This is a genomic window from Streptomyces sp. NPDC051286 (assembly GCF_044455345.1).
GTDB lineage: Bacteria > Actinomycetota > Actinomycetes > Streptomycetales > Streptomycetaceae > Streptomyces.
The window spans coordinates 1-14,771 of record NZ_JBITER010000056.1; the positions used below are offsets into that span (position 1 = coordinate 1).

General features: G+C 69.9%; 16 protein-coding genes. 8 read left to right on the forward strand and 8 right to left on the reverse strand.

Annotated features, from left to right (window positions below; all coding sequences use genetic code 11):
* Window positions 1-117: 117 nt before the first annotated feature.
* Both ACIBB8_RS32730 and ACIBB8_RS32735 read right to left on the reverse strand, forming a co-directional pair.
* On the reverse strand, window positions 118-366 hold the full coding sequence (locus ACIBB8_RS32730; protein WP_398958346.1) for a hypothetical protein: 249 nt from the start codon (window positions 364-366) through the stop codon (window positions 118-120).
* A gap of 199 nt (window positions 367-565) precedes the next feature.
* Window positions 566-940, reverse strand: a complete 375-nt coding sequence (locus tag ACIBB8_RS32735) for a DUF3099 domain-containing protein (protein WP_398958404.1) — start codon at window positions 938-940, stop codon at window positions 566-568.
* A 203-nt stretch (window positions 941-1,143) separates the two neighbouring features.
* On the opposite strand from ACIBB8_RS32735, the gene ACIBB8_RS32740 reads away from it, so the two are divergent.
* Complete coding sequence (locus ACIBB8_RS32740; protein WP_398958348.1) at window positions 1,144-1,419, forward strand: GlsB/YeaQ/YmgE family stress response membrane protein; 276 nt, start codon at window positions 1,144-1,146, stop codon at window positions 1,417-1,419.
* Window positions 1,420-1,493: 74 nt separating this feature from the next.
* On the opposite strand, the gene tyrS is transcribed toward ACIBB8_RS32740, so the two are convergent.
* From tyrS to ACIBB8_RS32755, 3 genes are read right to left on the reverse strand one after another with little or no spacing between them, the layout of a single operon-like run.
* Window positions 1,494-2,762: a tyrosine--tRNA ligase gene (gene tyrS / locus ACIBB8_RS32745; protein WP_398958350.1), complete on the reverse strand. Its 1,269-nt coding sequence runs from the start codon at window positions 2,760-2,762 to the stop codon at window positions 1,494-1,496.
* Window positions 2,763-2,817: 55 nt separating this feature from the next.
* Window positions 2,818-4,212: a metallopeptidase TldD-related protein gene (locus ACIBB8_RS32750; protein ID WP_398958352.1), complete on the reverse strand. Its 1,395-nt coding sequence runs from the start codon at window positions 4,210-4,212 to the stop codon at window positions 2,818-2,820.
* Window positions 4,209-5,732, reverse strand: coding sequence for a TldD/PmbA family protein (locus ACIBB8_RS32755; protein WP_398958354.1), 1,524 nt, complete (start codon window positions 5,730-5,732; stop codon window positions 4,209-4,211). The genes ACIBB8_RS32750 and ACIBB8_RS32755 overlap by 4 nt, the downstream gene beginning before the upstream one ends.
* 566 nt (window positions 5,733-6,298) lie before the next feature.
* Between ACIBB8_RS32755 and fabG the strand changes: the two genes are divergently transcribed.
* From fabG to ACIBB8_RS32770, 3 genes are all read left to right on the forward strand, one after another.
* Complete coding sequence (gene fabG / locus ACIBB8_RS32760) at window positions 6,299-7,018, forward strand: 3-oxoacyl-[acyl-carrier-protein] reductase (RefSeq protein WP_037691571.1); 720 nt, start codon at window positions 6,299-6,301, stop codon at window positions 7,016-7,018.
* Window positions 7,019-7,023: 5 nt separating this feature from the next.
* Window positions 7,024-7,791: an enoyl-ACP reductase FabI gene (fabI, locus tag ACIBB8_RS32765; RefSeq protein ID WP_267005884.1), complete on the forward strand. Its 768-nt coding sequence runs from the start codon at window positions 7,024-7,026 to the stop codon at window positions 7,789-7,791.
* A 166-nt stretch (window positions 7,792-7,957) separates the two neighbouring features.
* The gene (locus ACIBB8_RS32770) at window positions 7,958-8,326 is read left to right on the forward strand and encodes a hypothetical protein (protein ID WP_398958357.1); all 369 of its coding nucleotides are present in this window, start codon (window positions 7,958-7,960) and stop codon (window positions 8,324-8,326) included.
* Between the two features lie 15 nt (window positions 8,327-8,341).
* On the opposite strand, the gene ACIBB8_RS32775 is transcribed toward ACIBB8_RS32770, so the two are convergent.
* Window positions 8,342-9,016, reverse strand: coding sequence for a FadR/GntR family transcriptional regulator (locus tag ACIBB8_RS32775; protein WP_398958359.1), 675 nt, complete (start codon window positions 9,014-9,016; stop codon window positions 8,342-8,344).
* Between the two features lie 120 nt (window positions 9,017-9,136).
* On the opposite strand from ACIBB8_RS32775, the gene ACIBB8_RS32780 reads away from it, so the two are divergent.
* The 4 genes from ACIBB8_RS32780 to ACIBB8_RS32795 all read left to right on the forward strand — a co-directional run bounded on the left by ACIBB8_RS32780 (window position 9,137) and on the right by ACIBB8_RS32795 (window position 11,532).
* On the forward strand, window positions 9,137-10,429 hold the full coding sequence (locus ACIBB8_RS32780) for a CynX/NimT family MFS transporter (protein WP_398958360.1): 1,293 nt from the start codon (window positions 9,137-9,139) through the stop codon (window positions 10,427-10,429).
* A 17-nt stretch (window positions 10,430-10,446) separates the two neighbouring features.
* Complete coding sequence (locus ACIBB8_RS32785; protein WP_266987204.1) at window positions 10,447-10,563, forward strand: SGM_5486 family transporter-associated protein; 117 nt, start codon at window positions 10,447-10,449, stop codon at window positions 10,561-10,563.
* A gap of 169 nt (window positions 10,564-10,732) precedes the next feature.
* Entirely contained in the window at window positions 10,733-10,939 is a 207-nt protein-coding gene (locus ACIBB8_RS32790; RefSeq protein ID WP_398958362.1) for a hypothetical protein, read from the forward strand.
* 74 nt (window positions 10,940-11,013) lie between these two features.
* A complete protein-coding gene (locus ACIBB8_RS32795) occupies window positions 11,014-11,532 on the forward strand; it encodes a histidine phosphatase family protein (RefSeq protein ID WP_366694034.1) in 519 nt (172 codons plus the stop codon).
* A 76-nt stretch (window positions 11,533-11,608) separates the two neighbouring features.
* Here ACIBB8_RS32795 and serB read toward each other — a convergent pair whose 3' ends face one another.
* Both serB and ACIBB8_RS32805 read right to left on the reverse strand, forming a co-directional pair.
* Window positions 11,609-12,871, reverse strand: a complete 1,263-nt coding sequence (gene serB / locus ACIBB8_RS32800; RefSeq protein ID WP_398958364.1) for a phosphoserine phosphatase SerB — start codon at window positions 12,869-12,871, stop codon at window positions 11,609-11,611.
* A gap of 269 nt (window positions 12,872-13,140) precedes the next feature.
* Complete coding sequence (locus ACIBB8_RS32805; protein ID WP_398958367.1) at window positions 13,141-14,769, reverse strand: streptophobe family protein; 1,629 nt, start codon at window positions 14,767-14,769, stop codon at window positions 13,141-13,143.
* Window positions 14,770-14,771 lie beyond the last annotated feature (2 nt).

Consider the following 14,771-nt stretch of genomic DNA (forward strand, 5'->3'; position numbering starts at 1 on the left):
ATCGGCATGTCCCACTCAACGACCGGCACCCCACAGAGGTACCGGTCGCATCGTCAGTTCATCCGAACCGGTCATGTGCGGAGGATGGGGCTAGCCCGCCACAGCGGCGAACGGCCCTCAGCGGCCCTCGGTCGAGGACTCCCACTCCGCCAGCGTCACGACATCCTTCAGGAAACCTCGTACCCCCAGGAACGAGGAGAGATGTTCCCGGTGGTCTTCGCAGGCCAGCCAGGTCTTACGGCGCTCCGGAGTGTGCAGCTTCGGATTGTTCCAGGCCAGCACCCATACGGCGGTCGTACGGCAGCCCTTGGCGGAACAGATCGGTGCGGTGGCGGCGCTCTCGGCGGCATGTTCGGGGGAGTTCACGGACTCAACCCTAGGGCCCTGCGAGAGCCGGAGAAAAAACGACGCCGAGCAGCCACGGGGGGAGCTGCCCGGCGTCGGTCTGTCGCTCCGACGGGGGATGCGGAGCGCGTAGGAAGTATGTCACGCGGACCGGGGTGCGGTGCACCTGAACTGCATGATTGGTCTGAGCTTTTCTTGAGACCACAGGTGAGCTGTGCGCTCAACTGTGCTCAGGCGGTTCCGTCCCACCGCGGGCCCGGTCGGCCGCCGGTCCGGATTTTGCGGGACCGGCCACCGGGGCGGCATCGAGCATCGGCCGCGCGGGCGGCGATACGAAGGTCGAAGGCAGCGAAGGGGGCGTTTCCCGGCCCGCGTTGGCGATGACGACGGCGACGTACGGAAGCAGGGCACCCAGGACGAGCGCCACGATGGCCACAGGTCGCTCGATGTTCCACAGCACTGCGGCCAGGATCACCGAGACCGTCCGTACGGACATCGAGATCACGTAGCGGCGCTGCCTGCCACGCACATCGTCCGCGAGGCTCTGCCGCGCTCCCGTGATCCGGAAGACCTCCGCCCCGCTCTGCTTCCACATCACGTTCCACCACCCTTCCCCGGGCTCTCCGCGAGCCGCTCCCACGGTACGCCCGGCCTCCGACGGGTTCGAGACCGGGGCACGCCGTATTCACGCACAACCGCACCCACGTGGCGCGGACGGACCTGTCCGAGATGCGGAGCACCGCCGAGGGGCCGAAACTGGGCGCACATGTGCGACACCGCGCCGCATGAGGAGGCGACATGGGCTGGTTGTGGGCAATCATCGTGGGTTTGGTCCTCGGTCTGATCGCCAAGGCGATCCTGCCCGGCAAGCAGAACATCCCACTCTGGCTGACGACCATTTTCGGCATCATCGGCAGCGTCCTCGGCAATACCGTCGCCACCTGGATCGGCGTCAATGAGACCAAGGGCATCGACTGGACGCGCCACCTGCTGCAGCTGATCGGCGCCGTGGTCGTCGTCGGTGTCGGCGACATGCTCTGGACGTCGATGCGCCGCAGCAGACAGAAGGCCTGACCCGGCACGCGTACAGCACAGTGCGGCCGGGCACGCAGCTCGCGTGCCCGGCCGCAGTGCGCGTCCGTTTCCGGTCAGCCGGCGATGACCTCGATGGCCGCGAGGTTCTTCTTTCCTCGGCGCAGCACCAGCCAGCGCCCGTGCAGCAGCTCCTCGCGCGCCGGTGCGCTCTCGCCGTCGGTGACCTTGACGTTGTTCACGTACGCACCGCCCTCCTTCACCGTGCGGCGGGCGCCCGACTTGCTCGGCGCCAGGCCGACCTCCACCAGGAGGTCCACCAGCGGGCCGAGCTCGGTGACCTGCGCGTGCGGCACCTCGGACAGTGCGGCGCTCAGCGTCGCCTCGTCCAGCTCGCCGAGCTCACCCTGGCCGAAGAGCGCCTTCGATGCCGCGATGACCGCAGCGCACTGGTCGGCGCCGTGCACCAGCGTCGTCAGCTCCTCGGCCAGCGCGCGCTGCGCCGTCCGGGCCTGCGGGCGCTCCTCGGTGACCTTCTCCAGCTCCGCCAGCTCCGCGGGGCTCTGGAAGCTGAGGATGCGCATGTACCGGGAAATGTCCCGGTCGTCCACGTTCAGCCAGAACTGGTAGAACGCGTACGGTGTCGTCATCGCCGGGTCGAGCCAGATGGCCCCGCTCTCGGACTTGCCGAACTTGGTCCCGTCCGCCTTCGTCATCAGCGGGGTCGCCAGCGCGTGCACCTCGGCGCCCGGCTCCAGGCGGTGGATCAGGTCGAGGCCCGCAGTGAGGTTGCCCCACTGGTCGCTGCCGCCCTGCTGGAGGGTGCAGCCGTAGCGCCGGTACAGCTCCAGGTAGTCCATGCTCTGGAGCAGCTGGTAGCTGAACTCGGTGTAGCTGATGCCCTCGTCGGACTCCAGCCGCCGGGCGATGGAGTCCTTGGTCAGCATCTTGTTGACGCGGAAGTGCTTGCCGATGTCCCGGAGGAACTCGATCGCCGACATGCCCGCGGTCCAGTCCAGGTTGTTGACCATGACCGCCGCGTTCTCGCCCTCGAAGGACAGGAACGGCTCGATCTGGGACCGCAGCCGCGTCACCCAGTTCGCGACCGTCTCCGGGTCGTTCAGCGTGCGCTCCGCCGTCGGCCTCGGGTCACCGATCTGACCGGTGGCCCCGCCCACCAGGGCGAGCGGCCGCAGCCCGGCCTGCTGGAGCCGGCGCATGGTGAGCACCTGCACCAGATGACCGACGTGCAGACTCGCCGCGGTGGGGTCGTAGCCGCAATAGAACGTGACGGGACCGTCCGCGAGAGCCTTGCGCAGTGCGTCCTCATCAGTGGACTGGGCGAACAGCCCACGCCACTTCAGCTCGTCGACGATGTCCGTCACGGTTCCGTGTCTCCTCAGCTACGTGTATCGAAAGGCAACAGTCAGTCTAGGCGGGTCACACGCCCAGGCTCACCGAGCTCATGTTGAAGTCCGGGATCCGCAGCGCGGGCATGGCGGCCCGGGTGAACCAGTCGCCCCACTCGCGCGGCAGCGTCTTCTCGGTACGGCCCGCTTCCGTGGCCCGCGACAGCAGATCCACCGGCGACTCGTTGAACCGGAAGTTGTTCACCTCGCCGACGACCTCGCCGCCCTCGACGAGATACACCCCGTCGCGGGTCAGCCCGGTCAGCAGGAGTGTCGCCGGATCGACCTCCCTGATGTACCACATGCAGGTCAGCAGCAGCCCGCGGCCGGTCGTCGCCGCGACCATCTCGTCGAGCGACCGCTCACCGCCGCCGTCGAGCACCAGGTTGTCGATCGCGGGGGCGACCGGCAGCCCGGTCAGCCCCGCCGTGTGCCGGGTGGTGGTCAGACGGTCCAGCCGGCCGTCGCGGATCCAGTCGGTCTTCGACAGCGGCAGACCGTTGTCGAAGACCGAAGCCCCGTCGCCCGACGCATGGGCGATCACGAACGGCGCCGACTCGAGCCCCCGCGCGTTCGGGTCGCTGCGCAGCGTGAGCGGCAGCTCGGACAGCTTCTCGCCGAGCCGGGTGCCGCCACCCGGCTTCGAGAAGACCGTCCGGCCCTCGGCGGCGTCCCGGGCCGTCGACGACCACAGCTGATAGATCAGCAGATCAGCCACGGCGGTCGGCGGCAGCAGCGTCTCGTACCGGCCGGCGGGCAGCTCGATACGGCGCTCCGCCCAGCCGAGCCGCTGCGCCAGCTCCGCGTCCAGCTCGGCCGGGTCGACATCCTTGAAGTCCCTGGTGGCACGGCCCGCCCACGCGGAACGCGACCGGTCGGGCGACTTGGCGTTCAGCTCCAGCGTGCCGTTCGGCTGGTCGTGGCGCAGCCGAAGCCCCGTCGACGTGCCCAGATACGTCGAGGTCAGCTGGTGGTGCGCGAAGCCGTACAGCTCACGGCCGCCGGCCCGGGCGCGGGCGAAGGCGTCGCCGAGCGACGGCGCGAATTCCGCGAACACGTCGGAACCCGTCTCGGCCGGCGGGTCCGTGAAATCGGGCGATGACGGCACACCGGTGATCAGCGGCTGCGCGTCCTCGGCCGGACCTGCGCCACGCGCGGCGGCCTCGGCGGCCCGGACCAGCGGCTCCAGGTCCTCGGCGGTGACGGCGGACCGCGACACGACTCCGGACGCGGTCCCCTCGGCACCGTCGACGGTCGCGATGACGGTCAGGGTGCGTCCCCGGGTCACCCCGTTCGTGGTGAGCGCGTTGCCCGCCCAGCGCAGATTGGCGGAGGACTCCTCGTCGGCGATGACGACACAGCCGTCGGCGGTGGACAGTTCGAGCGCGCGCTCGACGATCTCGTACGGCTTGCTGATGCGGCTCATCGGCCCGCCTCCTGCGTCGTATTGAGGATGTTCACGCCTCGGAAGAGGGCGGAGGGGCAGCCGTGCGAGACGGCCGCGACCTGGCCCGGCTGGGCCTTGCCGCAGTTGAAGGCGCCGCCCAGGACGTACGTCTGCGGGCCGCCGACCTTCTCCATCGAGCCCCAGAAGTCCGTCGTCGTCGCCTGGTAGGCGACGTCGCGCAGCTGTCCGGCCAGCTTGCCGTTCTCGATGCGGAAGAACCGCTGTCCGGTGAACTGGAAGTTGTAGCGCTGCATGTCGATCGACCAGGACCGGTCGCCGACCACATAGATCCCGCGCTCCACCCCGCCGATCAGATCCTCCGTGGACAGCCCGCCCGGATCCGGTTGCAGCGACACGTTGGCCATCCGTTGCACGGGGACATGGCCCGGCGAGTCCGCGTAAGCGCAGCCGTTGGAACGGCCCAGACCCGTCAGCTTCGCGATCCGCCGGTCCAGCTGGTACCCGACCAGCGTCCCGTCCTTGATCAGGTCCCAGGACTGCGCCTCGACACCCTCGTCGTCGTACCCGATGGTCGCGAGCCCGTGCTCGGCGGTGCGGTCGCCCGTCACATTCATCACGGGCGAGCCGTACGCCAGCTTCCCCAGCTGGTCGAAGGTGGCGAACGAGGTTCCGGCGTACGCCGCCTCGTACCCCAGTGCCCGGTCCAGCTCGGTGGCGTGGCCGATCGACTCATGGATGGTCAGCCAGAGATTGGACGGGTCGACGACCAGGTCGTACGCGCCCGCCTCGACGCTCGGCGCCCGCATCTTCTCGGCCAGCAGCCCGGGGATCCGCTCCAGCTCGGCGTCCCAGTCCCAGCCGGTCCCGGTGAGGTACTCCCAGCCGCGGCCCACCGGCGGGGCGATCGTCCGCATCGAGTCGAACTCACCGGTGGTGCCGTCCACGGCGACCGCGGTGAACTCCGGGTGCAGCCGGATCCGCTGTTGGGTGGTGACGGTACCCGCCGTGTCCGCGTAGAACTTGTTCTCATGGACGGTCATCAGTGAGGCGTCCACATGCGCGACGCCCTCGGCGCCCAGGAGCCGGCTGCTCCACTCGGCAAGCAGCCCCGCTTTCTCCTCGTCCGGTACGGAGAACGGGTCGATCTCGTACGCCGACACCCAGGTCCGCTCACCGTGTACCGGCTCGTCCGCCAGCTCCACGCGCTCGTCCGAGCCCGCCGCCGCGATCACCTTTGCCGAGAGCTTCGCCATGGCGACCGCCTGGGACGCCACCTTCGCCGCGGCGTCCATGGTCAGATCCACCCCGGACGCGAACCCCCACGCCCCGCCGTGCACCACCCGCACCGCGTACCCGAGGTCGGTGGTGTCCGAGCTCCCCGAGGGCCGGGCGTCCCGCAGCCGCCAGGAGGCGCTGCGCACCCGCTCGAAGCGGAAGTCCGCATGCGTGGCGCCCAGTGCGCGGGCCCGGGCGAGCGCCGCGTCGGCGAGGGCCCGTAGCGGCAGGGCGAGAAACGACTGATCTACCTCGTGGGCCACGAAGGGCTCCCCTCCTTTTGACAGTGCTCGCAGTGAATCATGGAGCGGACCGTCATCGGTCGGCTACTGGTTTGCGGGTCCTGGGCATGCCGCACGGCAGCAGGCTGATCGTTGCCGATGGCCGGGGTGGCAGTAAGTGGTGGCTACCAGCACCATCGGCATCGTCGAGACCGTCCGGCAGCTGGACAAGGCCGGACCATTCCCCGACGCGCTGTCGGATCTGAACGCGATGGTCACCGAGATCCTGCTGACCGAAGAGGTCCGGGACCTGGCCACCAGGGTCTCCGGGGCCCGAGATCCCTCGATGCCATTCACGTCGCGAGTGCGCTCGTCATCGGAGGAGGCCTTGATTCCCTCATCACGTACGGCAAGCGAATGCTGGAAACGGCGAGGGAAGAGGGCCTGTCCGTGCATGCGCCCGGAACGGTGGATCGAGGCCGGGCCGCTGGTAACTGTAGGAACCCCACAGTGCCTCGTGGAAGCCACTGTCAGGGGCCGAGTCCCTGGAAAGCGCATGGTGGCGATAGGTTTTCTAGGTACCAGACCGCTATCGAAAGGGTGATCCGTTGAGCCGCTCGGTTCTCGTCACCGGAGGAAACCGGGGCATCGGCCTCGCCATCGCCCGCGCTTTCGCCGACAACGGCGACAAGGTCGCGATCACGTACCGCTCGGGCGAGCCGCCCCAGGTCCTCACCGAAGCGGGGGTCCTGGCCGTCCGGTGCGACATCACCGACGCCGAGCAGGTGGAGCAGGCATACAAGGAGATCGAGGAGAAGCACGGTCCGGTCGAGGTGCTCGTTGCCAACGCCGGTATCACCAAGGACCAGTTGCTGATGCGGATGTCCGAGGAGGACTTCACGTCCGTACTCGACACCAACCTCACCGGCACCTTCCGGGTCGTCAAGCGTGCCAACCGCGGCATGCTGCGCGCCAAGAAGGGCCGTGTCGTCCTCATCTCCTCCGTCGTCGGCCTTCTCGGATCGGCGGGGCAGGCCAACTACGCCGCGTCCAAGGCCGGCCTGGTCGGCTTCGCCCGGTCGCTGGCGCGTGAGCTCGGCTCGCGGAACATCACTTTCAACGTCGTCGCGCCCGGTTTTGTCGACACCGACATGACCCAGGCGCTCACCGAGGAGCAGCGCAAGGGCATCGTCGCCCAGGTGCCGCTGGCCCGTTACGCGCAGCCCGAGGAGATCGCCGCCGCGGTGCGCTTCCTCGCCTCCGACGACGCGTCGTACATCACTGGAGCCGTCATCCCCGTTGACGGCGGATTGGGCATGGGTCACTGACCACCATGATCGGAATTCTCGACGGCAAGCGCATCCTCATCACCGGTGTGCTGATGGAGTCGTCCATCGCTTTCCACACCGCCAAGGTGGCCCAGGAGCAGGGTGCCGAAGTCATCCTGACGGCCTTCCCCCGGCCCACGCTGACGGAGCGCATCGCCAAGAAGCTGCCCAAGCCCGCCAAGGTCATCGAGCTGGACGTGACCAACACCGAGCACCTGGACCGGCTCGAAGGCCTGGTCCGTGAGGAGCTCGGTTCGCTGGACGGCGTCGTCCACTCCATCGGCTTCGCGCCGCAGGACGCGCTCGGCGGCAACTTCCTGAACACCCCGTTCGAGTCCGTCGCCACCGCGATGCACGTCTCGGCGTTTTCGCTGAAGTCGCTCGCCATGGCCTGCAAGCCGCTGATGAGCGAGGGCGGCTCGATCGTCGGCCTCACCTTCGACGCACAGTTCGCCTGGCCGCAGTACGACTGGATGGGCCCGGCCAAGGCCGCGCTGGAGGCCACCTCCCGCTACCTCGCCCGCGACCTGGGCAAGGACGACATCCGCTGCAACCTGATCTCCGCCGGACCGATCGGCTCGATGGCCGCCAAGTCCATCCCGGGCTTCTCGGAGCTCGCGGACGTGTGGAACACCCGCTCCCCGCTGTCCTGGAACATGGCCGACCCGGAGCCGGCCGGCCGCGGCGTCGTCGCTCTGCTCTCGGACTTCTTCCCGAAGACCACGGGCGAGATCATCCACGTCGACGGTGGCGTGCACATGATGGGTGCCTGACCTCGTACGACCTGGCACGAACCGGCCGCGTACCACCTCCGAGCGGGTGGTGCGCGGCCGGCGTACGTCTGCGCCCGGTTTCCCCGCGCTCAAGTCGAAAAGACGGTCGTTCCACCGCAGAATGTGGTGGAACCGGACTTTTGGTCAGGCTGCGGAGGTGATCGCTGTGCGCCCCACGCGTCGCCGAACCTGGGCCCTGCTGGCGGCCTCGGCCGTCGCCGTCGCAGTTGCCGCCACCATAGGCATACCCGTCGTGGGGCGGATGGGCGCCGGAGCGTCCGCACCCGCCGGCCCCGCCCCGGACCCCTCCGGTGCCGAATGCCGTACGACGGTCCAGGGCTCCCAGGTGGTCGCCTACTGCCACAACCCGTACCCCTCCATCGACCGGGTGCAGCTGCACACCGAATGCGGCCGCTGGTGGGACATCGACGCGGACGGCATACCCGTCGACGTCGCTCCCGGACGGACGGTGCGGCTCGACGACCGCTGCTGGAAGGAAGTCGCCTCCGCCTGGGTCACCCACCGCCGGATATAGATTTACCCCTCCGGGTCATCCCCGTTCCCCCGGACAGCTCAGTGCGTGGCTCGCCGCCTCGGCGGCCGCGGTCTCCGCGTCGCCTGTCCGGATCGCCTCGACCAGTCGCCCATGGTCCATATGGTTCTCCGGCCGCAGTTCGTGCCCGACATCGACCCGCAGATAGTCGCGCAGCAGATCCCCCAGATCGGCATAGAGACCCGTCAGTACGTCATTGTGCGAGGCGGCGACCACGGCCAGATGCAACGTGGCATCCGCTGCCACGAACGCCTCCGCGTCCCCCGCGGCCCAGGTCTCCTCGCGGCGCGCCATGAGTGCGTCCAGCTGCTTCAGATCCCGCTCGGTGCGCCGGACGGCCGCCAGCCGGGCCGCGGACGACTCCAGTGTCGAGCGCAGTTCGGCGACATGGCGCGGGTCGGCGGAGGCGAAACGGCGGTGCATCACCCCGGCCAGTTCGCTGGTGGCGACGACATAGGTGCCTGACCCCTGACGGATGTCCAGCAGCCCGTTGTGCGCGAGCGCGCGCACCGCCTCGCGGACGGTGTTGCGGGCCACCCCCAGCTGCTCGACCAGCTCGGGTTCGGTCGGAATCCGCGAACCGACGGGCCACTCGCCCGAGGTGATCTGATTCCTCAGCTGGGCAATCACCTGGTCGGCGAGTGCCGAACGTCGCGGAGACGTCAGCGCCATGATGCTCCTTGCTCGGTTCCTTGGGTCTGCGGATTCTCGGGTCTGCGGGTTTCCCGAAGGTTCCCGAAGTTTCTCAGACGATTGGACAATCAATCATCCCATGATTCTATGATGGGCCCCATGCCCGACGACGAGACCCAGCGCCAGCCCCTGACCCTGAACAGGCACACCACCGCGATGAACAGCCCCCTGGACGCTCCGGCTCCGCCGGCCGCCACAGGTCCCGCCCCCTGGCTCCTCCGCCTGGTCGCCGTCGGTCTCGTCCTCACCGCGCTCAATCTCCGCCCCGCCATCACCAGCCTCGGCGCCCTCCTCGAAGAAGTACGGGACGGGCTGCACATGAGCGGCAGCGTCGCCGGTGTCCTCACCTCCGTACCGCCGCTCTGCTTCGCCGCCTTCGGCATCATGGCGCCGCGCCTCGCCCGCCGCTTCGGCCCCGGCGCGGTCGTCTGCGCCGGCATGGCCGCCATCACGGCCGGACTGCTGATCCGGCCCCTCGTCGGTTCCACGGCCGGTTTCCTCGCCGCCAGCGCCCTCGCGCTCATGGGCATCGCCGTCAGCAATGTCCTGATGCCCGTGATCGTCAAGCGCTGGTTCCCGGACCGGGTCGGCTCCATGACCGGGCTCTACTCCATGGCGCTGGCCCTCGGCACCTCACTCGCCGCGGCCGTCACCGTGCCCATGACCGATGCGCTCGGCGGTAGTTGGAAGGCCGGTCTGGGGATCTGGGCCGTGCTCGGAGCGGCGGCGATCCTGCCCTGGATCCCGCTGGTACGGGACCGGCAAGGCACCCGGGGACAGCCATCCGTCCAGCAGCACCAGGACGCCCCTGCGCTGCGGATCACCCGCTCCCGCACCGCCTGGGCCCTCGCCTGCTTCTTCGGCCTCCAGGCCACGGCCGCGTACATCACCATGGGCTGGATGCCGCAGATCTTCCGCGACGCAGGGGTCTCCGCCGGCACGGCGGGGGTGCTGCTCGCCGTGACCATGGCCATGGGTGTGCCGCTCGCCTTCGTCATCCCGCGGGCTGCCGCCCGGATGCGGAACCAGGGCCCGATCGTCGTCGTGCTCGGCACCTGCGGCCTCATCGGCTACACCGGTCTCTATCTCGCACCGGCGGGCGGCGCCTGGGCCTGGGCGCTCCTGCTCGGCATAGCCAACTGTGCCTTCCCGCTCGCCCTCACCATGATCGGCATGCGGTCCCGGAGCGGCGCCGGAGTGGTCCGGCTGTCGGCGTTCGCCCAGTCCACCGGCTATCTGATCTCGATCCCCGGCCCGCTGCTGGTCGGCGTGCTCTACCAGCACAGCGGCGGGTGGGGGCTGCCGATCGCGCTGATGGCGGGCCTCATGGTGCCGCAGATGGCGGCGGGAATTCTGGCCGGGCGGGACCGGACGATCGAGGACGAATGCTGAGATGCGAGACTGGTTCCATGCCAGTGCTCGATCCGAATCCTCAGAACGGTCAGAAGAAGCTTCTCCTCGTGCTCGGAGTCATGCTCCTGATCACGGTGATCATCGGAGTGATCGCTTCGATCGCCTCTCCCTGACACCTGCCCGAGGGCCACGCCCCGACGCCCTCGCCGGGGACGGTGGGGCTAGCACCACCATCCCCTAGGGGGGCAGGGGCAGGGTGAAGTGGGTGGATCACCGGATGGGACGGGCGCCGCCGGATCCGTAGGTTTCAGGTATCAGAACCGATGACCCACGGAGGCGGACATGTCGGCCCCTACGTACAACCGATCCCCCCGCCCCGCGTCGGCCGGCGTCGAGGTCCGGCTGCCGTGGTGGGCCATCGCGCTCCCCTCGGTGGCGTTCGCCGTCCTCCTGCTGATGATGGTGGGATCAGGCCAGGCGCACGCGGCGACGGGCGACCCGGCGATCGGTCAGTTGGTTCAGCGAATCGTGGACCTGCTGGCCCGCTGAGGGCGTTCACCCGCGGCGGGGGAGCCCCTCAACTCCCTGCGACGGGCGGAACAATTCATGCGAAGCTGAGGTGTATGAGCGTCGATACACCTCGCAGGATCGTCCTTCTCAGACACGCAAAGGCGGAATGGTCGCAGGACTCCGACCATGAGCGGCCGCTCGCGGAGCGCGGCCGCAAGGATGCGCCGGTGGCAGGCCGCAAACTCGTCGATTCCGGCATCGTCGTCGATCTGGCCCTCTGCTCGACCGCCGCCAGGACGCGCGAGACTTGGAAGCTGGCGGTGCACGAGATGCCACAGCGTCCCAGGACCGTGTACGAGGAGCGGCTCTACGAGGCCTCGCTCGGCGAGCTGATCGCCCTGCTCAACGAGACCCCCGACGAGGTCCGGAACTTGCTCCTCATCGGCCACAACCCCGGGATGCACGCTCTCGCCGACGCCCTGTCCTCATCGGCGGAGGGCGACACCCTGGCCCGGATGGCCCGCGGCGGATTCCCGACCGCCGCGTTCGCCGTCGTCGAGTTCTCCGGTTCATGGAAGGGCGTGGAGCACGGCGTGGGCAAGCTGATCGAGTACTGGACGCCGAACGACTGATCGCGACGTCGTACGCGGATGGGCCCGGCACGGGTGAGGTGCCGGGCCCATCCGCGTACACGGAGCGGTGGATCGGTCAGATGAGACCGTCGGCCGCCTCGACCTCTTCACGGGTGATCCCGAGCAGGTACAACACGGTGTCCAGGAACGGCACGTTCACCGCGGTGTGCGCGGCCTCGCGGACGACCGGCTTGGCGTTGAAGGCGACCCCGAGACCGGCAGTGTTCAGCATGTCCAGGTCATTCGCTCCGTCACCGATCGCGACGGTCTGCGCCAGCGGCACCCCGGCCTGCTCGGCGAAACTGCGCAGCAGCCGGGCCTTGCCCGCCCGGTCCACGACGTCGCCGACGACCCGTCCGGTGAGCTTGCCGTCGACCACTTCCAGAGTGTTGGCAGAGGCGAAGTCGAGCCCGAGCCGTTCCTTCAGGTCGTCCGTGACCTGGGTGAACCCGCCGGAGACGACGCCCACTTGATAGCCGAGCCGCTTCAGCGTGCGGATCAGCGTGCGCGCACCGGGGGTCAGTCGCACCTCGGCGCGCACCTTCTCCACCACCGATACATCGAGCCCCGCCAGCAGTGCCACCCGCGCGTGCAGCGACTGCTCGAAGTCGAGCTCGCCACGCATCGCCTGCTCGGTCACCTCGGCGACCTTGTCCTCACAGCCTGCGTGCGCCGCGAACAGCTCGATGACCTCGTCCTGGATCAGCGTCGAGTCGACATCCATGACGACCAGTCGCTGCGCCCGGCGGCTCAGCCCGGCGGACACGACCGCCACATCGACGCCGATGCCGGCGGCCTCGGTCGCCAGCGCGGTCCGCAGCTCCGCGGTTCCGGTGCCGGACACGGCGAACTCGACGGCCGTGACCGGGTACTTCGCCAGCCGGAAGATCCGGTCGATGTTGCCACCGGTCGACGTGATCGTGGCCGCTATGGCGGCGGTCGACTCGGCAGTCAGCGGGTGTCCGAGCACCGTCACATGGGAGCGCCCGGATCCACGCGGCCGGTTGTCACCGGTACCGGAGATGATCTCGGCCTGCAGCTTCAGTGATTCGGCCCAGCTGTGCACGGTCGCCCGCAGGTCGCCCTCGGTGGTACCGCCCGCGGTGGGGGAGGTGACCAGTGCGCACAGAACGATGCGGCCACGGGTGACGACCTGCTCGATGTCGACGACATCGACCGCATAGGCGGCGAGCGTGTCGAAGAGCCCGGCGGTGATTCCCGGACGGTCCTTCCCGAAGATCTTCACGAGAAGGGTGGGGGTGTCGGTGCCCTGACGGGACTCAGGGGCCTCAGAGGGCTCGGGAGACGGGGAGGACTGAGGGAACTGAGATGCGCTCATGGTGTTCCCACCGTATCGGTCCCCCTCACACCCTCGAACCCCCGTCCCGCGGACCGGACAGCGGAAACGGTCCCCGGCCGACCGGCCCGGGCCCCTGTCCACGGCGGGAGTGAGCAGCCCTGCACGGCGCGTGTTCGATGCGGTGGGACATTCGGGCCCGTCCGGCGGTCCCGCATGTCCTCAAGGCAGGATGATGCGGCGCCCCGTCCGGTGAGCGCCGTCGGGCCGCACGCGCTCCCGGGTCCGTCCGGCCGGCGCGGACCGCGCGGTCAGCCGGCCCCCGGCGGCCGGCCGGACGGCGGCAACCCTTCCACGTCCCCAGGCCCGGGCCCGGGCCCCGGTGGCGGCACGGCCGGCCGTACGGGCGGACCGATCGGCCCCGCCACCGTCGGCGCACCATGAATCCCGCCCCTCGCCGGATCCGGATACGGACGCAGATACGGATTGGTGTCATCGTGCGGCGGCCGGTACACCGGCGACGGCGTGTACGGTCCGGGCCCCCCACCGTCACCGCTGCCTCCGCCACCGCCGGCCGGCTCCGCCCCCGACGGGACCGCCCCCGCCAACCAGGACACCGCCGCCCCCACCGCACCCGCGCCCGCACCCCACACCGCACCCAGCAGGGCAGCCGTCCCCGTCCGCCCGTGCAGCTCGATCCCGGCGCCGAACGCGTCGAAGCCCAGCACCGAAAGCGACGCATCCGCGGATACCTGCGTCAGCCACACCAGGAGCGCCAGCGCCGACGCTGTGACGCCTGCGAGCCGCACAGCACACCGCCCCACGAACCCGGCCGCGGTCAGCTCCCCCCGGGGTGTGCGGGTCGCGGCCAGCACCCCCGCGTACAGCACCATCACCGCGGCGGCGACGGCCAGCAGCCAGACCCGGCCGTCCAGCCCGGCCAGCCGCCCGACCGTCACCGGCTCGTCGGCGGACACCCGTAACAGCTCGTCCAGCGGATCGGGCAGCACCTTGGCCAGCTCCCCGGTCGCCCGACCGTCCCACGGTACGAAGAGGCCGAGCGGCACCCCGAGCCACGCCCCGTTCGGCGCCCCCAGCAGCGCGGCGCCCGCGATCCGTTTCGGATGGGCGTCGCCGATCGCCGCGTACGCCGCGGCCGCGCACCCGGCGACCACCGCGACCAGCAGCACCGACACGACCGCGGAAGCCGCAGGCCGCAGCGTCCGGTCCATCCATGCCAGCGCGGACGGCAACGGGGTGCGGCGCGAGGCGAGCAGGGCGATGACCAGCACTCCGAGAACCCAACACGCCCCACCCGCAAGGGAGCTGGACGAGTCGACGGTGAACCCGACCCGCGCGTGCGCCCGTGCGAGATCCGTCAGCCGGTCCGGCAACAGCCCGCCCACATCACCGAGCCCACCCGGCAGACCGTCGCCCTCTCCCGCCCCTGGCACCCCGTCCAGCCCCAGCGCCCCGCCGTCGATCGTCACGACATCGTGACCCGCCCAGGCGAGCCCGCCGAGCACGGCGACGAACATGACCGCCACCATCCCCGCACGGACCGCGAGTTCGGCACCGGAGAGGACCGCTCCCACCCCGCGCAGCGAGCGCAGGAAGAAGACGGAGAGCAGCAGTGCACCGACCAGCCCCACCCCGAGCGGTGTGACGGCGAGAGCGGTCTGCGCCTCCGCGTCGTCCAGCCCGAACGCCTCGACATCGCCGTACGGAGAGACCGATCCACCCGCTCCCAGCACCACGACGGCCGCCGTCATCGGTCCCAGCGCCCCGACCGAGTCGGCCCCGAGCAGATGCAGCCCGAGGGTCGCCGTACCCGCCATCCCGGCCATCGCCCAGCTGACCGACGCGACGGACGCCAACACCACGTCCCCCCACGGGGTACGCCCCGTACCGGCGCCGCTCCCGTGTGCGTACCCCGCCATCT